The organism is Microbulbifer variabilis (genome assembly GCF_052467165.1).
In genome coordinates, this window is the sequence record NZ_CP174301.1 from 2,028,655 (window position 1) to 2,051,542 (window position 22,888).

The 22,888-nt window shown below is 50.4% G+C and carries 21 protein-coding genes; 20 read left to right on the forward strand and 1 reads right to left on the reverse strand.

Going from position 1 to position 22,888, the window contains the following annotated elements:
• The first annotated feature begins 133 nt into the window (after positions 1-133).
• The 5 genes from ACJJIP_RS09125 (at position 134) to ACJJIP_RS09145 (ending at position 7,368) form a co-directional block, all read left to right on the forward strand.
• Positions 134-619 carry a hypothetical protein gene (locus ACJJIP_RS09125; protein ID WP_444946716.1) on the forward strand — a complete coding sequence of 162 codons (486 nt, stop codon included), beginning with the start codon at positions 134-136 and terminating at the stop codon, positions 617-619.
• Between the two features lie 541 nt (positions 620-1,160).
• Entirely contained in the window at positions 1,161-1,844 is a 684-nt protein-coding gene (locus tag ACJJIP_RS09130) for a TetR/AcrR family transcriptional regulator (protein WP_020412906.1), read from the forward strand.
• On the forward strand, positions 1,837-2,400 hold the full coding sequence (locus ACJJIP_RS09135) for a DUF1285 domain-containing protein (RefSeq protein WP_353376251.1): 564 nt from the start codon (positions 1,837-1,839) through the stop codon (positions 2,398-2,400). The genes ACJJIP_RS09130 and ACJJIP_RS09135 overlap by 8 nt, the downstream gene beginning before the upstream one ends.
• Positions 2,401-2,867: 467 nt before the next feature.
• A complete protein-coding gene (locus tag ACJJIP_RS09140; protein WP_353376250.1) occupies positions 2,868-4,517 on the forward strand; it encodes a beta-helix domain-containing protein in 1,650 nt (549 codons plus the stop codon).
• Positions 4,518-4,638: 121 nt separating this feature from the next.
• Entirely contained in the window at positions 4,639-7,368 is a 2,730-nt protein-coding gene (locus ACJJIP_RS09145) for a TonB-dependent receptor domain-containing protein (protein WP_444946717.1), read from the forward strand.
• A gap of 134 nt (positions 7,369-7,502) precedes the next feature.
• On the opposite strand, the gene ACJJIP_RS09150 is transcribed toward ACJJIP_RS09145, so the two are convergent.
• Complete coding sequence (locus ACJJIP_RS09150) at positions 7,503-9,140, reverse strand: electron transfer flavoprotein-ubiquinone oxidoreductase (protein ID WP_444946718.1); 1,638 nt, start codon at positions 9,138-9,140, stop codon at positions 7,503-7,505.
• A gap of 353 nt (positions 9,141-9,493) precedes the next feature.
• Between ACJJIP_RS09150 and ACJJIP_RS09155 the strand changes: the two genes are divergently transcribed.
• The 15 genes from ACJJIP_RS09155 to ACJJIP_RS09225 all read left to right on the forward strand — a co-directional run bounded on the left by ACJJIP_RS09155 (position 9,494) and on the right by ACJJIP_RS09225 (position 22,867).
• Entirely contained in the window at positions 9,494-10,243 is a 750-nt protein-coding gene (locus ACJJIP_RS09155; protein WP_444901526.1) for an electron transfer flavoprotein subunit beta/FixA family protein, read from the forward strand.
• Positions 10,243-11,172 (forward strand): electron transfer flavoprotein subunit alpha/FixB family protein, encoded by a 930-nt coding sequence (locus ACJJIP_RS09160; protein WP_444901527.1) that lies wholly within the window; start codon positions 10,243-10,245, stop codon positions 11,170-11,172. The genes ACJJIP_RS09155 and ACJJIP_RS09160 overlap by 1 nt, the downstream gene beginning before the upstream one ends.
• A gap of 210 nt (positions 11,173-11,382) precedes the next feature.
• Complete coding sequence (locus ACJJIP_RS09165) at positions 11,383-12,066, forward strand: type II secretion system protein N (RefSeq protein WP_353376246.1); 684 nt, start codon at positions 11,383-11,385, stop codon at positions 12,064-12,066.
• A 58-nt stretch (positions 12,067-12,124) separates the two neighbouring features.
• Entirely contained in the window at positions 12,125-14,152 is a 2,028-nt protein-coding gene (gspD, locus tag ACJJIP_RS09170; protein WP_020412898.1) for a type II secretion system secretin GspD, read from the forward strand.
• Positions 14,149-15,645 (forward strand): type II secretion system ATPase GspE, encoded by a 1,497-nt coding sequence (gene gspE, locus ACJJIP_RS09175; RefSeq protein WP_444946719.1) that lies wholly within the window; start codon positions 14,149-14,151, stop codon positions 15,643-15,645. The genes gspD and gspE overlap by 4 nt, the downstream gene beginning before the upstream one ends.
• Positions 15,646-15,647: 2 nt before the next feature.
• Entirely contained in the window at positions 15,648-16,865 is a 1,218-nt protein-coding gene (gspF, locus tag ACJJIP_RS09180) for a type II secretion system inner membrane protein GspF (protein WP_020412896.1), read from the forward strand.
• A 187-nt stretch (positions 16,866-17,052) separates the two neighbouring features.
• The gene (gene gspG, locus ACJJIP_RS09185) at positions 17,053-17,481 is read left to right on the forward strand and encodes a type II secretion system major pseudopilin GspG (protein WP_020412895.1); all 429 of its coding nucleotides are present in this window, start codon (positions 17,053-17,055) and stop codon (positions 17,479-17,481) included.
• Between the two features lie 21 nt (positions 17,482-17,502).
• A complete protein-coding gene (gspH, locus tag ACJJIP_RS09190; protein WP_020412894.1) occupies positions 17,503-18,090 on the forward strand; it encodes a type II secretion system minor pseudopilin GspH in 588 nt (195 codons plus the stop codon).
• The gene (gene gspI, locus ACJJIP_RS09195; RefSeq protein WP_020412893.1) at positions 18,080-18,463 is read left to right on the forward strand and encodes a type II secretion system minor pseudopilin GspI; all 384 of its coding nucleotides are present in this window, start codon (positions 18,080-18,082) and stop codon (positions 18,461-18,463) included. The genes gspH and gspI overlap by 11 nt, the downstream gene beginning before the upstream one ends.
• 5 nt (positions 18,464-18,468) lie before the next feature.
• Positions 18,469-19,182: a type II secretion system minor pseudopilin GspJ gene (gene gspJ, locus ACJJIP_RS09200; RefSeq protein ID WP_444946720.1), complete on the forward strand. Its 714-nt coding sequence runs from the start codon at positions 18,469-18,471 to the stop codon at positions 19,180-19,182.
• A 22-nt stretch (positions 19,183-19,204) separates the two neighbouring features.
• Entirely contained in the window at positions 19,205-20,194 is a 990-nt protein-coding gene (gene gspK, locus ACJJIP_RS09205) for a type II secretion system minor pseudopilin GspK (RefSeq protein WP_444946721.1), read from the forward strand.
• Between the two features lie 17 nt (positions 20,195-20,211).
• A complete protein-coding gene (gene gspL / locus ACJJIP_RS09210) occupies positions 20,212-21,546 on the forward strand; it encodes a type II secretion system protein GspL (RefSeq protein ID WP_444946722.1) in 1,335 nt (444 codons plus the stop codon).
• 45 nt (positions 21,547-21,591) lie between these two features.
• On the forward strand, positions 21,592-22,077 hold the full coding sequence (locus ACJJIP_RS09215) for a type II secretion system protein M (RefSeq protein WP_020412889.1): 486 nt from the start codon (positions 21,592-21,594) through the stop codon (positions 22,075-22,077).
• Between the two features lie 204 nt (positions 22,078-22,281).
• Positions 22,282-22,554 (forward strand): hypothetical protein, encoded by a 273-nt coding sequence (locus tag ACJJIP_RS09220; protein ID WP_020412888.1) that lies wholly within the window; start codon positions 22,282-22,284, stop codon positions 22,552-22,554.
• 109 nt (positions 22,555-22,663) lie between these two features.
• Positions 22,664-22,867: a DUF2788 domain-containing protein gene (locus ACJJIP_RS09225; protein WP_020412887.1), complete on the forward strand. Its 204-nt coding sequence runs from the start codon at positions 22,664-22,666 to the stop codon at positions 22,865-22,867.
• The last annotated feature ends 21 nt before the right edge of the window (positions 22,868-22,888 follow it).

Here is a 22,888-nt window from a genome sequence, read left to right on the forward strand (position 1 = left end):
TTCAATTTGTCGATTGTGTGCTTATTGATGTGATATAACGCGCCATATAGTGCCTGGGAGAGATGTCTTGAGGCGTAACCCCGGCCGATTAATTACCGATAAAAATGCAATAACGGGAAAGGAATGTTGCCAGATGCCACATCACGATATTGATATTCGTCCACCGCAAAACTTTGGCAAGGTAGTTAGCAGACATCGTACTGCAAAGGCGGTGGCTGGAGTGGTAGGGTCCGCAGCTTACTATGGCACCTGGGGTGCACAAACCGCTACGGGTGCAACACTTACAGGCCTTGCAACCGGGGCTGCTGTAGCCACTTCGGCTACGGGCGTAGGCTTAATCGTTGCCGGGACGGCGCTCTCTGTCGGTTACGCTGGCTTGGCCGCCAGGTCAGCATACAAAACTCACAACCACCTCAATGGTCTTAAAAAGATCTTTCAAGAAAGAAAATCTTTTGAATGTACATGTAAGGGCTCTGTTGCACACGATTATATTTCGGGGCAGGTACTGCCCTATATTATTGAGCAAAAGACGAAAAAGCTGCACCGCAAGATGGTAGAAGCCACCCCGGGGAGTTTCCACTTTAGAGTACAGCCGCAAAGCGATAAAGAATCTATATAAGCGCGCCCAAGGGACTCTTGGCAAGAAGCGCACATTTGCCGCCGAATGGCTGGCTCAGCACCTCATATCCCATGACTGTGAGTTGGCAAACGCTATTGTGGCGGAGCTTTATAGTGAGGAAGAGATGCTTTGGATTCGTACTCAGGACAACGATGTCGTAGCTCCCTTACTGGAGCTTAAGATGAAGTCGGTTTAGGGGGCAGGTGCTTAAAGCGCTGTTTTGGGAAAGCACCTGCTTGCGGGTGGGTAATGGACTACCTGCCAAAATTTTTGATAGCTCCAACGTTTTTTATTCCCGTAAGCTCCTACTCTGAGAATTCTAGGTCTTCGATAACTGGCGCCAACTTTTTCGGGTGACGTTCCCCTCCACACTCTGTATCTTGCACTAATAGCACAAAAATTGAGCAAAATAGGCTAAAATTTTTAATATTTGAGTGTCTAATTTCTCGATTCACTTTTCCAACCGAGTTGAATTGCCTATCATTCATGAATGAATAGTCAATTTCAGTCCCCATTATTACGGGCAGAGAAGGTCGGAAGTATGGATAAGGCAAAAGAGAAGGTTCAGAGGTTTCGCGCGAGAGAGCAGCGCATCCTGGATGCGGCTCTGGAGCTTCTGCTGGAGCACGGTGAAGAAAAGGTCACGGTAGAGCAGATCGCCGAGCGGGTAGATATTGGTAAGGGCACCATCTACAAGCACTTCATTTCAAAGACAGAGATTTACATGCGTTTGCTGATGGACTACGAGAGGTCCCTCGCTGAACGCCTGAAGGTAGCTGTTGAGAATGCTGAAGAAAAAGGCGATATCACAGCTCCAGCCAGAGCCTATTTTGAGTCCCGTATGGCTGATCCGGGCAAGGACAGGCTCTTCCAGCGGTTGGAAGAGAAAATAATCACCCTCAATTTAGCTCCGGAGATGATTTCTGAGCTACATGCCATTCGCAACTCCAATGCTTCTGCCCTGAACCGGGTGTTTGAACGAAGGATGGAGCAGGGCATGCTGAAGAAGGTGCCTGCCTACTATTACTATTCAACCTATTGGGCCCTGGTTCAGGGTGCAGTAGAGCTTTATCACTCCAAGTCGTTTGCTGACGTGATTGAGGACCGAGAGGGCCTGATGGAGTTCATCATGGACGTGGGGGTCCATATCGGAGATATTTCCTCCCGCAAGCCACCGGCAAGCAGTCATACCACTGGTCAAGCTGCGGGGCCGTCCTTTGGCTGAGCCACTTTTCGAGCAGCTGCAAAAACTACAGAGGGAGTTCCACGGATATCCTCCGGTTGAAAAGTGGAACCCAGACCTCTGTGGCGACATGGATATGGTCATCAAGCATGATGGTCGCTGGATTCATGAAGGGACAGAAATAAAGCGGCACACACTGGTTAAGCTGTTTGCGAGCATCCTCAAGCGGGAAGGGGATGAATATTTCCTGGTGACTCCAGTGGAGAAGCTGCGCATACTGGTGGAAGATGTACCTTTTGTGGCGACACAGGTGGCACGTAATCCGAATAGTGATGCTCAGACCTTACTTTTCACAACCAATGTGGGTGATGTGATCGCGCTAGACGAAGACCGCAATTGGCACTTAAAGGAGTTTGGCGCCCCCCCGCAACTAATTCCTTACCTGGAGCTTCGTGGTGGCCTTCAAGCCAGGGTTTCCCGTGATGTGTTCTACCAGCTGGTCGATTGGGCTCAAGAAGCTAATCATGGCCCCAGTGATACCGGGAAACTTTTTGTGCGTAGTGCCGGTAAGGATTTTCTGCTCGGTTCTTATAATTGATTTTTGAAAAACTGCCATTTCAGGGCCAGCGTTCTGCTGGCTCTAAGCTTCTTTTCTTTGCCTTATTACTTAGTCTTATATTAAGCGGGATGGCTTTTCCTGATTTCTCTCCTTGCTGGTTTTCTATATGTACTGAATGTTGCACGTATTACTTAATTGATACGGATTTATTAAATATCCATATTTTATTCATTTGCTTGAAAGCTGAATGAAATTTGAAGGCAATAAAACATTCCAAAAAGTGTAAAGCTGGATGTTTTATTGCAAAAATTACTGAAAATATACAAAAAGTTAACAAGTTCGCAACACGGCGTTTCTACACTCCCCCGCGTCCTAACCGCTTAGGCGAATAAATTAAACAGAAATTTAGGCAGTCAACAGTGTGTTGTTTGGCTTAGTAGGGCTCTCCAATAGCTTTTCGTGCTGATTGACTGTTTTTCAAGGATTACATTCCTGTGGGGGGAGATATGAAACGCATACAAAATCAGATCATTCTGGCTGCCGCCATTACAGCTTTACTGGCGGGTTGTGACGGTGGTGGAGTGAGTGTTGAGCCTAAGACTGTTGATAATTCAGTAGACAACTCTGTCGATAATTCTGGTGGTGGATCTTCTGAAAATCCCTGCGCAGCGATCCAAAGTACGGGGGTACAAGGCTCTTTTGAAAGCGGTAACTGTCGATATGGAGCCGACTTTGTTTCCGCGTCTAATCCTTTAACCGAGGACTTGTATCTTCCTGCGCTTCCAGATGATGGCGCGCACATTTTTGACGGTAGTCTCTTTGTTGGTGAAAACTACTCCAGTGATGTTGACTTACAGGCTGCCGGTGTTGCCCAGGGCGGTGATGGCGTCAAATTGGAAATACAAGCCGGTGCAACCGTTGCCTTTAAGGATAACTCAGCCTTTATGGTTGTAAATCGTGGTTCACAGGTTTTTGCCCGTGGTACTGAATCCGCACCAATTACATTTACCTCTGAAACAGATGTCCGCGGCACTGTAACTGCAGATGCCGTATCCCAGTGGGGTGGAATGGTTATCAACGGTTTTGGTGTAACCAATAAGTGCAAATACTCAGGCTCAATTGCCGGTGGAGATCTCACTTTGGATGGCGAGTGTCATGTTGCCGCTGAAGGTTCCACTGACGATAACACCTCATACTACGGTGGAGACAACAATGGAGATAACTCTGGCGAGCTTTCCTATGTTGTTGTAAAGCACACGGGTGCCCTGGTTGCTAGTGGTGATGAATTAAATGGCATCTCTTTTGATGCAGTTGGCAGCGGCACAGTGATAAATAACCTGCAAACTTATTCCACTTTTGATGATGGAATTGAGTTCTTTGGTGGTGCAGTAGACGTTAGCAATTATGTTGCTCTCTATGTGCGAGATGATTCAATCGATATTGATGAAGGTTATCGTGGAAGGATCACCAATGCCTTGGTTGTACAGAGTGAAAATGATGGGAACCACTGTATTGAGGCAGATGGAATCGGTTCTTACAAAGATACGATTGATTATACCGCTCTGATTGATCAGGGTCTGAACAGCCGTCCAATAATTGATGGCCTGACTTGTATCGTTTCTGCTCAAAAAGAAGGTACTCACGATCCGGGTGCAGGTTGGCGTCTGCGTGAAGGTATCTATCCGATGATTACCAATTCCATAATTGTTGCTTCTTTTAAAGCTGATGAAACGTCAGATGATGGTAGCAATTACTGTCTGCGTATGGAGAGTGTTCAAACGCGCAATGAAGCAACCTCTGGTACGGAAGTAGCCCTGACCTCCAACATCTTTGCTTGTGAGGATCGCACCAAGACAGATGAAGATACCTTTGATCTGGAGGCGTGGGCTGTAGATAGCGGCAATCAGTTTGCTCCAATTTCAGGAGCGTTGAGCCCAACTATCGGCATTGATACTAACTTTATTCTGCTAGACGGCACTCCAGCAATCTATACCGTGGGCGCCGACCAGCAGCGAATCAACGACGCGGAACCCGCTGTCACCGCGTTTGAGCGTGCTTATTTGGGTGCACTTGATATCAACGGTACTGATTGGACTCAAGGCTGGACTTATGGCTTACATCAAGGCAGCCGTGCACAGCCTCTCTGGTTTGAATAATTAGCCAAAGATGTGGTTAGGGGAAGCTCTCCTGATCTTGCAGGGCGCCGCCTTCGCTGATGGAGTCGGCGCCCTGCTTGGTTTAGACACCCAATAATGGGAATGATAAGAGGCCTATGTGATGGCTAAATATGAAAATTTTCAGAGGGTGCCGCTGGTAATGGCTATTGCCGCGGCCACTGCTATTGCTCCTGGTGTAATTGCCCAGGATGCAGATCTTGTGGAAAAAGAGACCGGTTCGATACAAAGTCTTGAAGAAGTAATGGTCCAGGGGCGTTTAAGGGACTCGGCGGAATCTCTGGTTAGTGAGCGCCTGGAAGAGGAGGTGGTCACCGACATCCTCGGTGCTGAGATGATTGGTCGGGTAGGGGACTCAACGGTGGCTGCGGCGTTACGCAGGGTGTCGGGACTATCGCTAGTGAGCGATAAATTTGTTTATGTGCGGGGATTGGGAGAGCGTTACTCCAGTACCACGCTGAATGGCGCTACGGTACCTTCACCGGACTTGACGAGAAATGTGATTCCCCTCGATCTATTTCCCACCTCTATCGTGGATTCGCTGGCTGTACAGAAAAGTTACTCTGCTGACCAGGCCGCGAGTTTTGGCGGTGGAAATGTGGATATTCGGACAAAGGGGATTCCAGATGATCTTACGTATTCAATTGAATTGGGGACAGGAGCCAACTCAGAAACCAGCGGTGAAGTTCTGAGCTATCGGGGAGGGGGTAATGATCACTTCGGAACCGATGACGGAACCAGGGCGCTACCGGGCGAAATCTCTGTTGCGCTAAAGCGCTTCAGGGGTGGTTTGGGAATTTCTGATATTAGAAAAATTCTGATTGAGGAAGGAAAGCAGTATTCCAGTGCGCAGGAAGCTGATGCTGCAGCCCGGGGGCTAAATCGTGAGCTGTCCCTAAACCTTAATCGTGATATTGCCATCGAAGAGGAGTCCAGCGATCCTGATGGTGATGTGAAAGCGAGTGTAGGTAATCGTTTTTATCTCGGTGATAAATGGGAGTTGGGGCTTCTGGCTGGTGCCTCATATAAAAGCGAGTGGAGAGAGTCTGAGAGAACTCTGCGCAATTTCGGGGCTCCCAATGAGCAATTAAACAACCGTAGCAAGTCTACATACTCAGTGGATATCAGCGGAAACTTAAATTTAGGTTTGCGTTTTGCGGATGAGCATGTAATCGAAAATACAAGCCTCTTTCTACGTAACACTGATGATGAAACTTCTATCACCGATTACTTTAATGAAAATCGTCAGGTATCAGATGGTTCTGGCTATCGTGAGTATTTGTTGAAATATGAAGAGAGGGAGTTGGCCCTGAATCAGGTCAAGGGTAGCCACTCCTTGGGGCCTGAGACCAAAGCTATCCTTCCTTTTGATTTTTTCAACTGGGTTCCGGAAGAGGTGGTTTTCGACTGGTTCTATTCGGACGCGACAGCGACCACGGATATTCCTAATCAGGTGGATGTTATTTCCGATACGGTTACTGATCCTGCGACAGGCGAAGTGTTGAGTTCGAAGGTCAGTACAGGCTCGCGAAGCGCGGGGTTCCGCTTCACAGAGCTTGAGGATGACGTTAAAAATTATGGTTGGTCGGCCACCTTACCTTTGGAATTTTCCACTTCCAGCCTGGAGTTAAGCGGTGGTTTTGCCAGGATAGAGAAGGGACGCTCATACAGGCAAACTGAGCTACGCTTGGATATTTTCAGTGTGAACGATGAGGATGTGTTGGGCAGCCCCCTAGATGAAGTATTTAGTGATGGTAATATTATCAGCGGCGATAATGACTTTGTTTTTGACTTGGCGGGGAGCAACAAGCAAAGCTATTTAGCTGCAACGGCAACAGATGCAGTGTTTGGTAAATTCGATTGGACGTTCAATGAAGCTTGGCGAATTTCGGCAGGGGCACGCTGGGAGGATTACAGCCAGGTGGCACTTGAGTGGAACCCATATGGCTACACGATAGATGACCCGCAAGTAACACCTGACCCGGATGAGTTGCTGGAGGCTGTTTATGCTGAAGATGACATTTACCCATCTTTCTCTCTGACTTATATGGGGTCTTTTTGGGCGGAGACGTTCCAGCTTCGTTTGGGGGTTTCAAAAACAGCCGTGCGGCCTGATCTTCGCGAAATTACCGATGCGTTCTATATTGACCCTATTACCGATGAGCAGGTGAAAGGGAACCCCGATGTCAGGCCTTCAGAAATCAACAATTATGATTTACGTGCTGAGTGGTTCTTTGACAGCGGGGACAGTTTGACAGTTTCTGCTTTTTATAAGGATGTGGTTGACCCAATTGAGTTTTTCGAGGCTGCCTCCAGTGATACCAATGTGGCTCGCGAGATTATTAATGCCGAGTCTGGAAAGATTATCGGTATTGAAATCGAAGGCATGAAGCAACTTGGTTTCCTTGGCGATAATATGGAGAGCTTCTTTGTGCAGGGCAATGTAACCTTGCAGGAAACCGAGTTGGTTGCTGGAGATGAGGCTGATGCTCCGACGAATCCGGTGCGTGAAATGACAGGAGCATCCGAATACGTTGTGAATATGTTGATGGGTTTCGACAGCCCTGATGGCAATCACTCTGCGACGCTGGGTTACAACGTTTTTGGAGAGCGCCTGCATCTGGCTGGCCGTAACTTGGATCCAGATTCTTACGAGCAACCTTTCCATTCGCTTGACCTAACTTACTCCTGGCACCCTACTGAGGAGGTGACGATAAAGGCCAAGATGCAAAACCTTCTGGATGAATCAATTGAGATTGAGCGAGATGGCGTTATTGTCTTTGAAGAAAAGCCGGGCCAGACCTTTGCCATAAACGCTCAATATAAATTCTGATCTTCTCTCTCAATAATTTCTGCTGCCTCTTTTTCGCCCGCAGGAATTTTCTCTACTTTTTCACGTTGCAGAGAGTTCAAGTGAAAAAGTAGATATAAAAATGGCGCCGGAAGGCGCCATTTAAGTCGATGGGTTCACATATTTGGGTAGTTGGGACCGCCGCCACCTTCCGGAGTAACCCAAACAATATTCTGGGTTGGGTCTTTAATGTCACAGGTCTTACAGTGAACACAGTTCTGTGCATTTATCTGGAATCGCTTGCCGTTGGCATCCTCAACAACTTCGTATACGCCGGCGGGGCAGTAGCGCTGTGCCGGTTCGTCATAGATTGGCAGGTTGTGGTTCAGCGGAATCTCCGCATCCTTCAGGATCAGATGGCAGGGCTGATCTTCCTCGTGATTTGTGTTGGAAATAAATACAGAGGACAGCTTATCAAAACTAAGTACACCGTCGGGTTTGGGGTAGTCAATTTTTGCACAGTCTGCTGCGGGTTTGAGCTGAGCGTGATCTGCCTTAGTATCGCGCAAGGTCCAGGGCAACTTGCCTTTGAACAGGTTGATATCCACAAAGGCATAAGCGGAGCCAAGGATGTTGCCCCACTTGTGTTGGGCAGGGCCGAAGTTGCGCTGCATATGTAGCTCTTTCCAGGCCCAGCTTTCACGATACCTGGAGGTATAATCGGTCAGCTCCTCGCTGTTGCGGTCTGCGGCAATAGCTTCCACTACGGATTCTGCAGCAATCATGCCAGACTTCATCGCAGTGTGATTTCCCTTGATCTTGGCAAAGTTCAGGGTGCCGGCGTTATCTCCTATTAGAAGCCCGCCGGGAAAAGTCATTTTTGGCTGAGACTGTAGGCCGCCTTTAACAATAGCTCGGGCGCCATAGGCCACGCGCTCGCCACCTTCCAGGTATTGCTTAATCACCGGGTGGTGCTTGTAGCGCTGGAACTCATCAAAGGGGCTGACATGTGGGTTACTGTAGGCCAGATCAGTAATCAGGCCGACCACTACCTGGTTGTCCTCGAGGTGGTAAAGGAAGCCGCCACCGTGGGTGTTGCTTTGATCCAGAGGCCAGCCTGCGGTGTGAACTACCAAGCCCTGTTGGTGTTTTTCAGCAGGTACTTTCCAGATTTCCTTTATGCCTATGCCGTAGTGTTGTGGGTCGGTATCGGCATCCAGTTTGAAGCGCTCAATCAACTGTTTGCCCAGGTGGCCACGGCAGCCTTCGGCAAAAAGTGTGTACTTTGCGTGCAGTTCCATGCCGGGCATGTAGGAGTCTTTCTGCTCCCCATTCAGGCCGATTCCCATATCACCTGTAGCAATGCCTTTTACGGATCCGTCTTCATTATAAAGCACTTCAGATGCGGCGAACCCAGGGAAGATTTCCACTCCCAGATTTTCTGCTTGCTCCGCCAGCCAGCGGCATAGATTTCCAAGGCTGATGATGTAGTTGCCTTCGTTGTGCATGGTGCTGGGCACAAACATATTGGGCACTTTAATGGAGTTTTCATCGCTGCGCAGGACGTAGATGTCATCGCCCTTGACTTCGGTGTTCAGTGGGGCGTCGCGCTCTTTCCAATCAGGGAAAAGTTCATTCAGGGCAGTAGGTTCAAAAACTGCGCCCGAAAGAATGTGGGCACCGACCTCGGAACCCTTCTCCACGACACATACTGAGATGTCTTCATTGAGCTGGCGAATACGGCAGGCCGCTGCCAATCCGGCGGGGCCGGCACCCACGATCACTACATCGTATTCCATTGATTCGCGTTCCACGGCACTCTCCTCAGCAGTTGCATTCAACTTTTTGCGGCCATTCCGGCCTTATCATTTATATTGGTGGCTGATTATATAGGCGTTTAATCAACCCTACCAATTGCATGACTATTCATTTGCTATGGCAAATGCGCTGTATTTCAACAGGTTAGGAATAGGGGATAGACTACCCCAATGGTTGGAAATAGATTTTGTGAATGGCAGTGATGACTTCTATTTGACTATTGATTTTGCCGTATAGAACCGCCACCATACACGCCGTTCAAACACTTGTTTGACCAGAACACCGTATCCGTTCGCGATGTGAATCGTCAGTCGCGGCTGTTAAAAAGCTTATTTAAGACGGGATTTCCATGAAAGTTCTTGTAGCTGTGAAACGCGTTGTTGACTACAACGTCAAGGTTCGCCCTAAGGCGGACGGCACTGACGTTGATACAGCCAACGTCAAAATGTCTATCAACCCCTTTTGCGAAATCGCAGTTGAAGAGGCGGTACGCTTGAAGGAAAAAGGCGTTGTCAGCGAGATAGTCGCCGTTTCCATGGGCTCCAAGCAATGCCAAGAGCAAATTCGTACTGCGCTGGCCCTGGGTGCTGACCGCGGCATATTGGTAGAAACCGATGCCGAGCTGCAGCCTCTGGCCGTGGCCAAGTGCCTGAAGGCGATTGTTGATAAGGAAGAGCCTCAAATGGTCATCCTGGGTAAGCAATCCATCGATGGTGACAATAACCAGACCGGGCAAATGCTGGGCGCATTGACTGGAATGGGGCAGGGCACCTTCGCTTCTGAAGTGACTGTGCAGGGTGATGCCGTTAAGGTTACCCGTGAGATTGATGGCGGGCTGCAGACGGTTGAACTGAAGTTGCCTGCGATCGTTACCACCGACTTGCGCTTGAATGAGCCGCGCTACGCTTCTCTGCCGAATATCATGAAGGCCAAGAAGAAGCCCCTCGATACTACTACTCCAGATGAGCTGGGTGTAGATATTACTCCTCGCACCAAAACCCTGAATGTTGAGCCGCCGGCTGAGCGTCAGGCAGGCGTTAAAGTAGCCGACGTTGCGGAACTGGTAGAGAAACTGAAAAACGAGGCGAAGGTAATCTGATGAGCATCCTGGTTATTGCTGAACATGACAACGCCGAGCTGAAGGGCGCTACGCTGAACACTGTAGCCGCAGCCAAAGCCATTGGTGGTGATATCGCAGTGCTGGTTGCCGGCGCTGGTTGTGCTGCCGTAGCAGAAGCTGCAGCAAAGGTAGAAGGTGTAAGTAAAGTGCTGCTGGCTGATAATTCCGCCTATGAGCACCAACTGGCTGAAAATGTTGCCAAATTAGTAGCTGATCTAGGTAAGGATTACAGCCACATCCTGGCTCCCGCCACCACCACTGGCAAGAACATGCTGCCGCGTGCTGCCGCACTTCTGGATGTTCAGCCAATCTCCGACATTATCGCTGTAGAGAGTGCTGACACATTCAAGCGTCCGATCTACGCAGGGAATGTTATTGCAACCGTTCAGAGTTCAGATGCTATCAAAGTGATCTCTGTTCGCACCACTGCTTTTGATGCTGTTGCAGTAGAAGGTGGTAGTGCGGCCGTTGAGTCAGTTGATATTACTGATGATGCCGGTGTCTCAACTTTTGTCGGCGAAGAGCTCGCCAAATCCGATCGTCCGGAACTAACTGCCGCTAGCGTGGTCATTTCTGGTGGGCGCGGAATGCAGAATGGTGACAACTTTGAGATGTTGTACAAGCTGGCTGACAAGCTTGGTGCAGCCGTTGGTGCCTCTCGCGCTGCGGTAGATGCCGGTTTTGTTCCCAACGATATGCAGGTTGGTCAAACCGGTAAGATCGTCGCTCCCGATTTGTACATTGCTGTCGGTATCTCCGGCGCTATCCAGCACCTGGCAGGTATGAAGGATTCCAAGGTTATTGTTGCGATCAACAAAGACGAAGAAGCCCCGATCTTCTCCGTTGCCGATTACGGTCTGGTCGCTGATTTGTTTGAAGCTGTTCCCGAGCTTGAAGCAAAGCTGTAATCCTTGATTACTATACTGACCAGTACTGGAAAAGGCGGCGGGTAGCCGCCTTTTTTATTTGAGGCGGAACTAGTGTGCAATTTCGGGGACGAATTTAAGGTTTGCAGCGTTTAACTGGGCAGGAGCGTTGCCTTTCAAAGACTTAGGCAACAAAATAGGCGTCAAAAACCAATAACCTAAAAAAAGTTGAACTTGTATGTGGGTATGTTCATGTCCCCATTAAAGCGAGCCTTTGGCTCAGTTGGCACCGGTTTTGGCCAGGGTGAGTCGCGAAAGGCGATTTCCCGCGGCACCATGGCGGCATCCGCAGTGGGTCTGCTTTGGGTCTCTGGCAACCTGTTCGCCTATGGTTCCCTGTTTATTCCTGCAGAAACTGAAGAATCTCTGCTGGCTGAGCGCAAGAACTCCAGAGTGAGTGCGCCCCAGGCCGCTTCGATACCAAATACCCCTTTCTTTGGCCTCGCCGATGCCAAGGAAAAAGTAGACGTCCCTGAAGTCGATCTTTCCAATCTCCCTATCACCCAATTGAATATTGTCTTATCTGGCGTTTTAGACAGTAGTGACAAGAAAAAAGCTAGCGCACTTGTGGCCGAAAAAGGAAAACCTGCGAAGCGTTTGTATGTAGGGGATTCTCTGCCGGGTGGCGCAGAACTTTATTCTGTTGAGGTAGATCATGTAGTTCTTCGTCGTAATGGCAGGATGGAAAAACTGACCTATCCAGAAGTGGATGGTCGACCGAATGTTCCGCTTAAGAATTACTCCAGCCTTGCTCGCAAGAGTAGCCGAAGCAGTAATACTGCGCAGCGTGGAGAAAATCAGCAGAGTATTCGGGAGCGGATGGAAAAGCTGCGTGAACTTGCTCGCGAACGGCGAGCGCAACGTCAGCCCCAATAAAAACTGTCAACCTAGATTGTTTTGAGTTTTTTGAACATTTACTAGAGCCAGATAAATAATGATGAAGATGTTTTATCGACGGCTGATTGCGGTCGGATTTGGTTTTTTTGTGTCTACTGCAACGCTGGCTCAAGGCCCGGAGAGGGTAACCCTTTCTCTCGATAATGCGGATGTTCGTGACCTGATTAACTGGGCTGCGGATTTCACCGGAAAAAATATTATTGTTCACCCCAATGTCAAGGGAAAAGTCACCGTTGTTGCCGGTGATCCCATGACCCATGAAGAAGCCTTCGATGTTTTTATGTCGGTGCTTCAGGTAAATGGTTTTAGTCTTGTAGAGCAGGGCGGAACCTGGAAAGTAGTGCCTGATGCATTAGCAAAACAGCAAGCGATTCCTGTAGCTGATGCCAACACCCGTGCGCCGGCTGAGTCTCTGGTAGTCCGTACTGTGCGGGTGGAAAATATTTCCGCATCGCAATTGATTGCCATGCTGCGCCCCCTGATTCCTCAGACTGGCCATCTAGCGGCTTACGCTGATACCAATACCCTGATTATTGCGGATCGCGCAGCTAATATTGACCAGATCGTAAGGTTGGTTAATCAATTGGACCGTGCTGGTGCAATTGATATTGAAGTCGTGCCCTTGATGTTTGCCTCCGCAAAAGAGGTCAAGCAGATTCTCACCGATCTTTTGCAGTCGGGTGGTGGTAAAGGGGCTGGTAAGGAAGTACAACCGTTGCGTATTGCCGTGGATGAACGCTCCAATAGTATTTTGTTGACCGGTGACCCGGTAACTCGCCAGCAGATCAGGTCTGTTATTGCTCGCCTTGACCAGCCGCTGGATGGAGATGGCAATACTGCGGTGGTTTATATCCAGTACTCTAATGCTGCAGACCTCAAGCCAATCCTGGAAGGTATGAGTGGCAGTATTCAGAACACTGAGAAAGATCAGCAGGCGGCGAATGTTGAAGTCAGTATCCAAGTCAATGAATCACTCAATGCTTTGGTTCTTACTGCCCCTCCAGCACTGCTGGAAACCATGAAAGGTGTTATCGCTCGTCTGGATGTGCGTCGTGCTCAGGTGTTGATCGAAGCGATTATTGTTGAGGTTAATGAAAATACCAATAACGAGCTGGGTATCAGCTGGATTGCTGGGGCGGATGATAATGTTGTTGCCGGCTGGAATAACCTTCCGGCTAAAGATGCCGATGGAAATATCAACCCTTTCTCACTACCTCTTGAAAGTCTAACTGGGGCGAATGCATTACATTTAGGTTACCTGAGTGGCACCGACCTTCGTGTCGCAGTGAATGCTCTTGCCACTGCAGGCAACACGAATATCCTCTCCACTCCAACAATTATGGCTTTGGATAATGAGGAGGCTGAGATCCTCGTTGGTCAAAATGTGCCTTTTATCACCGGTGAACAGCTGTTGTCGGGTAGTAATGATGATCCCTTTACCACCATTCAGCGTGAGGATATTGGTACCACACTCAAAGTGACTCCAAGGGTAAATAATAACAACTCTGTAACCCTGGAAATTGAGCAAAAAGTTGAAAACCTTGCTTCGGCCGCGGCTGATGCTGCTGTCGGGGCTTCGGATATTATTACTAGCAAGCGGGAAATACGCACCAAGGTACTCATCGACGATGGTGCAATACTTGTACTGGGTGGATTAATTGAAGATACCGTTAAAGACTCTGTGCAAAAGGTACCCCTGTTAGGGGATATCCCAGGGATAGGCCGCCTGTTCCGCAATAATAAAAAGGAAGTCTTCAAAACTAATTTGATGGTGTTCCTGAAGCCGAAGATCCTGAGTACGCAAGTGGCAGGTTACGAGGAGACCCGCAAACGTTACATGGATCTGCAGCAGAAGCAGATCTATATCAAAGATCGTACAAGCCTGCTGTGGGATTGGCACCGTGGAGATGCATTGCCTGACTTAATGCCGCCAACAGGAACCTATAACGAAAGCCCGGCCCCGGTAGATGGTTCTATCAATGCCGTTGATAACCTGGAGGAAGCCCTGGAGGGGGTGCCAGGTGAGGTTGATGTTGAGGTGCTGGAGGTCGAAGAATCTAAATGACGGCTGAACTAGGAACAGGAACTCCAATAATTCGCCGCCTTCCATACGCTTTCGCCAAGCGTCACAGGGTTCTGTTAGTGGAGCAGGAAGGCCAGCCTATATGCCAGTATGTGGCCCCGTTGAATCCCTCGGCTGTTGCCGAGGTACAGCGAATCAATGGTGCTGTGGTGAGCCTGGAGGCCGTCGAGGAAGAGGCTTTCCAGGTTGCTCTACAGCGACTGTATGAAAACCGTGAAGGAGGAAACCTCTCGGAAGTGGAGGGGCTTGGTGAGGATTTGGATCTTGCCGCGGTTGCAGATTCGTTGCCGGAAACTGAAGATCTGTTGGAGCAGGAAGACGATGCACCTATCGTTAAGCTGATCAACGCAATTTTCGCCGAGTCGCTTAAACAGGGCGCCTCGGATATCCATATTGAGACATTTGAGAAGCGGCTGGTTGTGCGCTTTAGGGTTGATGGCGTTCTGCGGGAGGTACTGCAGCCTCGCCGTGCACTAGCGCCTTTACTGGTCTCCCGGATTAAGGTTATGGCCAAGCTGGATATCGCGGAAAAGCGTGTTCCCCAGGATGGCCGTATTTCTCTTTTGATGGCTGGACGCGAAGTGGATGTACGTGTATCCACCATGCCTTCTTCTGCGGGGGAGCGTGTGGTTATGCGTCTTCTGGATAAGCAGGCTGGTAAGATGGACCTGAGCAAGCTGGGAATGGCGCAGCGCGATCTCAGTGTAATGTCGGAACTGCTTTCCCATCCCCACGGCATTATTTTGGTAACCGGACCTACAGGCTCAGGTAAAACCACAACCTTATATGCTGGCCTTGGCAGTATTAACAGCCGTGAGAAAAATATCCTTACGGTTGAAGACCCAGTGGAATACAACCTGGAAGGTGTGGGCCAAACCCAGGTGAATACCAAGGCGGATATGACTTTTGCTCGCGGTTTGCGGGCAATTCTGCGCCAGGATCCCGATGTGGTGATGGTGGGTGAGATCCGTGACCTCGAAACAATGCAAATCGCCATTCAGGCAAGTTTGACTGGCCACTTGGTATTATCCACGCTGCATACCAATACCGCGCTTGGCGCAGTGACCCGACTTGTGGATATGGGAATCGAGCCCTTTTTGCTGTCATCGAGCGTGATTGGTGTGCTCGCGCAGCGCTTGGTGCGGGTACTTTGCCCAGAGTGTAAGCAGCCCCATGTGGCCGATGAAAACGAGCGGCAAGTGCTCGGTGTGGACCCAAATGCGGAAACCATTATTTATCGCCCCAACGGTTGTGAGGAGTGTAACCATAGCGGTTATGTCGGCCGTATTGGCATCTATGAGCTGGTACCGTTGAATGAGGTGATGCGCCAGCTTATTCACGATCGTGCGTCGGAAAGCAAACTGGTGGCCGAAGCGCGTAAATTGGGGCCGAGCATCCGTGATGATGGTATCGCCAAGATTCTGGCGGGTAGGACTTCCCTTGAGGAAGTGATGCGAGTTACCCAGGAGTCCTGAAAGTGGCAGCTTTTGAGTATACAGCCCTTGCGGCATCCGGTCGGAAGAGCAAGGGAACCCTTGAGGCGGATAGTGCCCGTTCCGCGCGCCAACAATTGCGTGCCAAGGGGATGGTACCCCTGGATGTGGCTCCTGCTACTGAGCAATCTGAAAAGAGTGCCGGTGGACTTATGTCTGGTAGCCCAGGCCTCAGCATTAAAAATTTGGCGCTGCTAACACGTCAGATTGCCACTTTGCTGCGTGCCGGTATTCCCCTTGAGGAGACGCTCGGGGCAATCGCCAATCAAACTCGTAACCAAAAAATTCGCAGGGTTGTTCTGGCGGTTCGAGGCAAGATCCTTGAGGGGCATAGTTTTGCTCTCGCCCTGGCGAGCTTCCCACGCGCTTTTCCAAAGCTCTACCGCGCCACGGTAGAGGCTGGTGAACACTCTGGCCATCTCGATGCAGTTCTGGAGCGCCTCGGTGACTACACGGAAGGCCAGCAGCAGTTTCGGCAAAAAGTTCAGCTGGCACTGATCTACCCAGCGGTGCTGGTGTTTATTTGTGTCTTGGTGGTGACCGGCCTGATGGTGTATGTGGTACCCGATGTGATCGAGGTATTTACTGGTACCGGCCAGGAATTGCCAGTACCTACCAGAATCCTGGTTACCCTGAGTGACTTCATCTCTGCCTGGGGCTGGTTGGTGCCCCCGGTATTAGGCGCCATCATCATAGGCATAGTCTTTCTGCTCAAGCGCCCGGCAATACGTTACCGTTTCCACCATCGCTTACTGGATTTACCGGTAATAGGGTGGATGGTACGTGGTGCCCAGAGCGCTCGCTACGTGGGAACCCTGGCCATCTTAACGGGGAGTAGCGTACCGCTGGTACAGGCCATGGGCATTGCCGGCGGAGTAATGAGCAATGATTTTCTGAAAGATAGATTGGAAGGCGCGCAGAAATCTGTGCGCGAGGGTGGTAGCCTGCACAGAGCGCTGGAAGATATCGGGTATTTCCCACCAATGATGGTTTACATGATTGCCAGTGGTGAATCCTCCGGTACCCTCGATGAGATGCTGCAAAGGGCGGCAGAGTCCCAGGAGCAGGATTTACAGGGTGCGGTTACCGCTTTTGTGAGTTTGTTCGAGCCCCTGATGTTGCTGGTGATGGCCGCTATCGTACTATTTATCGTGATGGCTATTATGATGCCGATTATGGGCATGAACGAACTGGCCATGTAAGGCTCAAAGAGAAGCCTTAGGGGCAGTGTCTCCTGTTAATCCTGATTCTGTCGGGGTTTCTCTGATACCTGCTGACTCGGGTGAAGGGGGATGCCTTCCTTGAAGTGAGTCAATATTTTAGAGTGGGGTCACGAAGGATATTGTGGCCCTTGGGGTTCCCAGCTTACGGCTGAACTTGGAGAAAAAAATGCAAAACCTAAGCAAAAATCGCGGCTTCACTCTGATTGAGGTCATGGTAGTGATCGTAATCCTCGGTGTCCTTGGCGCCATGGTCGTGCCCAGTGTACTCGGCAAGACTGGTGAGGCGCGTATGAAAGCAGCTCGCGTTGATCTGCGAGCAATCGAGACAGCGCTCGATATGTACCGTATGGATAACTTCGTTTACCCCAGCTCTGATCAGGGCTTGCAGGCACTGGTTTCCCGTCCGTCAGGTTTCCCGGAGGCCAAGAACTGGACTGAGCCTTACCTGAAGAAATCGCCGAAAGATCCTTGGGGTAATGAATACCAGTACATCAGCCCCGGCAGCTCTGGTCCCTTCGACCTGTTCTCCCTGGGTGCCGATGGCAAACCGGGTGGTGAAGGTGAGTACGCTGATATTTTTGCCGCTGACCTGTAAATCCGGTTCAAGCGACAACTGATGTACAGCCGGAAAAATCAACTGAAATTCACGCGTAACCGGGGCTTTACCCTGGTGGAGATCCTGGTGGTGATTGTGATCATCGCCTCTCTTGCCGGGATGGCGGTTATGTCTTTGGGTAGCTCCGGCGTGCGCGTATGGGAAGGTGAGGTTAGGCGTCTCTCCGCTTTGCTACAGTTGATCTCAGATCGCGCCTTGATCGATAAGAGCCACTATGGCGTGGTTTTGGAACCGGAATCCTACACTGTGGTGCGCTTTAATCCCGCCACCATGACCTGGCAGGCGCCGGATGCTGCTGCCGGTAAGCGCAGCCAGCGCTTCGCGCTTCACGAGCTCCCTCCCAATGTACGCCTTGAGGTGATTGCCGGGGCAGAACTTCCATCGACAGAGTCTACCGAGTTTGCCGAGGAGGAGAGTTCGGATGAGGAAAGCGCGAAGCCACATTTTGTCGCCTTGTCCAGTGGTGAGGTCCTGCCTGTGGAACTGGTGATGTACCTGGTTGATGAGGGTGACTTCGCTCGTGGCGCGACAATTACTTACAACAGCCTCTACGGTTTACAGCTGGAATGGCAGGCTGATGAATTTTAGTGCGCAACGATTTTCTGCCCAGCGGGGATTTACCCTGGTGGAGGTCCTGGTTGCATTAGTGATATTTGGGGTAATCGCAGCCAGTGTGTTGCAGGCCATGCAGCGCAGTGTGCGCCAGCAACGCATTATGGAAGAGCGGCTCGCTGCCAACTGGGTGGCACAACAAATACTTTCCCAAGTGCGATTGCAAACACCCTGGCCACCCGTCGGTGAGCAAAAGGAGGAGGTGACCTTTGCTGAGCGGGAATGGGAAGTGACCGCAAGAGTTGAAGCAACCAGTGAAGAGCGCCTTCGCCATATCACCATCGAAGTGGGCTATCCCGATGCGGAGAACCCGACTCTGACACTGGATGCCTGGGCGGCACAGGAGTAGCTGCAATGATGATCCGCCAACTAAAAGCGCAGTCTGGTTTCACCCTGGTCGAAGTAATGGTTGTGCTGGTATTGGTAGCTATTATCAGCGTCGGCTCCTTCTCCCTGCTGGATATTTTTAGAAGTACAGACCATGTAGTTGAGCAGCGTGCGGAGGAATTACGCCGCTTTTCTATGGCTTTATACCGCCTGGAAGATGATCTTCGCCAGCTGACGGCAAGGCCGATCAAGAATGCCTACAGTGGCTATGAGCCAGCACTGCGCGGGGATGAAGATGAATTCGAGTTTACCCGACTGGGCGCGGCCAACCTGACTGCTGAGCCCAGAGGGGAACTGCAGCGCCTTGGGTACAGCATTGGCTACCCGGAATCCGATGAGCGCGATTCTTTCAGCACTGCGGAGGAGGAAGATCCAGGCGCGCTACTGCTGCGAAGCCGCTGGCAGGTGCTGGATCGGGGGCCGGATTCCGAGCCTATTGTTGAGCCCCTGATGATGGGGGTTGAGAGCCTTACTCTGCGCTATTTCGACCCAGAGAGCGAAGCGTGGGTTTCGCAATGGCCCCCGGCTTCCAATGACAATAACCCACCTAATGGCGCAGACCCCCGCTTACCTAAGGCCATTGAGTTTGTCTTACTCACCAGGCAGTACGGTGAGATTCGCCGGATATTTCCTTTCTCCACCGTAGAGCCCCCTGGTTCTCAACCTGGTAGAGGCGATTAATCATGTGCGAAGAGAGGCGACTGTGAAGATCCTTGGTGGCCAGCGAGGTGTTGCACTTATTACTGTCTTGTTGGTGATGGTGATTGCTATTGCCTTGGTCTCTCATGCGATCGTTCGAGATCAAATATCCATTAATCGCAGTGGCGCATTGCTTGCCAATACCCAGCTGGCCGAGTTTGTTGAGGGGGCCGAAGCCTGGAGCCGAGTGGCACTGCTGAAAGACTTTGAAGAGGATAAGGAAGCCGAGGAAGCAGCGGACCACGCTCTGGAGGCCTGGGCTTCTCCAGCGTTGCAATTCAATCCCGATAACGGAAAAATTCGTATTAATATCAAAGGCTTAAATTCATGTTTTAATGTCAATAATCTTGTTGATAGGTCGGCTAATGACCAGTTTGATATTTTTCGTAGATTGGTGAGTAATGTCACTGGTAAACCGGAGTTGGCGGTGATTATTGCCGATTGGGTGGATGACGACGATACACCGCGCTCATCCGCAACCGAAGATGACGGCTATCTCGGTAGGGATATCTCACACCGTACTCCGGATACCTCGATCAGTGATGTTTCTGAATTGTCTTCAGTACAGGGAATAGAAGCCGAGGATTGGCAAAAACTTGCTCCTTTTCTATGTGCATTGCCGGAAACCGGATCCAAGATCAATATCAATTTTGCCTCCCAAGAACTGGTAGAGGCGATTGACCCTTCAGCAAGTATTTCGAAACTGGAACAGCTTCGTGAATCGGGAGAGGTCTTTAGTAACTCTGGGGACTTATCCTCAATCAATATCACCAAGACAGATTCGTTTGTATTCCATAGTCAGCACTTTCTGGCGCGTATCGCTGTCCAATTGGGAGATGGCGAAGACCACCGCCAGTACTGGGAGACTGTGCTCCGGCTTGAGGAAGGCGGAGAAGTAACGGTGAAAGTAGTGCAGCGCCAACGCCGGACATTTTCCGGTGCAATGATGCAGGAGCTACTCGACTATGACGGCACGGCAGAAGAACGAGAGTAGGTAGTCAATAAGATCGTATGTTTAAAAAGAAAAGCCTGAATGAAATAGGCATGCCTGCGGATCCACCAAAGCCATCGCTGGTAATGCTGAGACTCACTGAAAATGCGGATAGAAAGCTCACACTCCATCAGTGGCAGGGGGGTGCCTGGCAGCCTGCTGCATTAGATGATGAATTTATTGCGGCTTTTACCCCTGAATTTGAAACTTCAGAGTTCTCTCAGGAAACTGCTCCCTTGAGCTTTGCCGATGGGGCCAAGGCCTTGTTGTTATTACCTGGCAACTGGGTGTGGAGCGGTGTGGAAACTATTCCCAAAGCTGCACGACGGCAGGCCAATGCTATTGGCTATATGGTGGAAGAGCATCTGGCGGAGGACGTTGAAGATTTGCATTTTGTCTGTACGCCACAGAATGGTGATCTCTGCAGTGTCTATGCCATAGCCAAAGATAAAATGGAAGCGCTGCACAGCCAGGTTGAGCGCTTGCAGTGGCCGCTGGTGGCTGCGGTTGCTGAATATCAGCTACTCGGTCTGCTCGAGGGCGATCTTGCTCTATGGCTAGATGGAGAACAGGCGCATATCTGGCAAGACAGTGGGCAGGGGCTTTCAATTCGCCGTGAATACCTGCAGCCGATGCTCAGTTCCTTACTGGGGGAAAGCGAAACCTTAGAAGAATCTGAGCAGGTAGAGGATGAAGCTGAGGAGAAAAGCCTGCTGCTCTTGGGAGCGCAAGAGAGTGATAACCTGATTGTAGGCGAACTGGAGACGCTATTTGCTGATCGTCTACAGCGCAACCAGCGAGCCCCGGAAGAGCTTTTTCTGGAGCGCTTTAAAGCTGGCAAGCTCAGTAGTTTATTGAGCGGCGACTACCAGCTTTCAGGGGGAGAAGTTGAAGGAGCCTGGTGGCTGAAACCAGCAAAAGTTGCCACTTTTTGTTTTGCCGCCCAACTGCTGTTCTTTGTGGGGGCAGGGGCTTATTTTCAGTGGCAGGCTGGGAAGGCCGAAGAGCAGGCGCGCACCATGTTTACTGAATTGTTTCCCAATACCCGACCCTCCGCGCAAATGCGCCGTCAGTTGGATGGTTTTCTTAAGAGTGCGGGCAGTCAAGGCGGCGCCTTTACCACACAGATGCAACAGCTGAGTAAGGTGTGGACAGAGCAACGGGGTAAGGAACTCAAGTTGCAATCCCTGCGTTTTGATGGCCAGCGGGGTGAAATGGTGTTGCAGTTACAGGCCTCTAACCTGGCGGATCTTGATACATTTGTTAGTAAGTTGTCTGGTAACGGCTTAAAAGCTGACTTACTCGGGGCCAATGAACTGAAGAAAGGTGTATCCGGACGGGTGCGCGTGCGCTGATAGTGACATATTGATGTGCAGAATAAGATTGGTAGTTATTGAAGCATGAAAGAACAAATTGAACAGTGGAAACAGAAGTGGCAGGCACTGTCTTCCAGTGACCAGCGCGCTCTCGCTCTTCTCGCTGTTTTTGCTGGGGGCCTGTTTATAGTCTATGGCCTCTACAGTCCTGCCAAGGGCTTTTTTGAGGAGTCTCGCAGTCGCGCTGAAGAAGCCCAGGAGCTAGTGCAATGGATGGAGTCCCAGCGTCCGGTACTTGCCCGGATCAAGCCTAATAGTTCCGCTGGCAATGCGTCGGGCACTCTTTTGCAAAGGGTGACCACTGCGGCAAAGAACAACCGGATTACCATTAAGCGCTTTGAGCCGGAGGGGGAGAATCGTATCCGCCTCTGGATTGAGGAGGTGCGTTACCAGGATCTGCAGCCATGGCTCAACCAGCTGATGAAAGAGAAGCTATCGGTGCGTACTATCAATCTGGATGCGCTCGCTGAGCAAGGTATGGTCTCCGCTCGCCTGACAATAGAAGGGTAATCCTATCTGCTCCCGCTTAAGCTGCCAGTGATCACTGTCGGTTTTTAGCGGGAAGACTTTCCCAGCATACCTCTGTAATGAATACCTTTTGGGTAGGGCGCTCTGCTCCTCATCCCAGATTTTCGGCCCACAAGCATATAGATTTAGCCGGAATAGCCGCTAAAGGCCCTATACTGAAGTGTGGAAGAGGAAATAGGTGCCACTATGCTTTTTAAAGATGTAACTACCAAGCATTTGGTTGAGGTGGCTGACGTTGTCACGCTTTCAAATCCCTATGAGTTAACTGTGGTTGGCCGCTATCTCTGGGGTGAGGAGATCCAGGATCCAGAGGTTTTCGACAAAACTGACCTGTGCTTTCTGTCTGGTGAGCCGCTGCCTCGTTGCTGGCACGATAGTCGTTATCGTGAGAAGGAGGTGCGCCGTTTGCGCTGTGGCACTCACGCCCAGGAGGATGGTGACTACTATCAAGGGGCGTGAATAGTTAGTCATGTCCGGGGGGAGCGCCGGCTGACCGTATTCTGGCAAGCCTTACCAGTAGTCACTAAGCACTGTACAATGCGCGCCAATTTTTTAAGTGAAGATCCGCATGACTTTTGAGCAGTTTGAAGAGTATTCCCTGTGGTTGGGAATCGGCGCACTTATCATGTTTATGGTGTTTATCGTCTGGAACCTCGCTAAGGATTCCAAGGCGGGGAGGTTCGGAACCTTTATCCTGTTTTTGGCACTGGGTCTCGGATTGCTTGGATTTATTATAAAAACAGTACTGGTTGAAGTGCTTGGGATAGGGTAGGGACTTTTATGTCACTATATA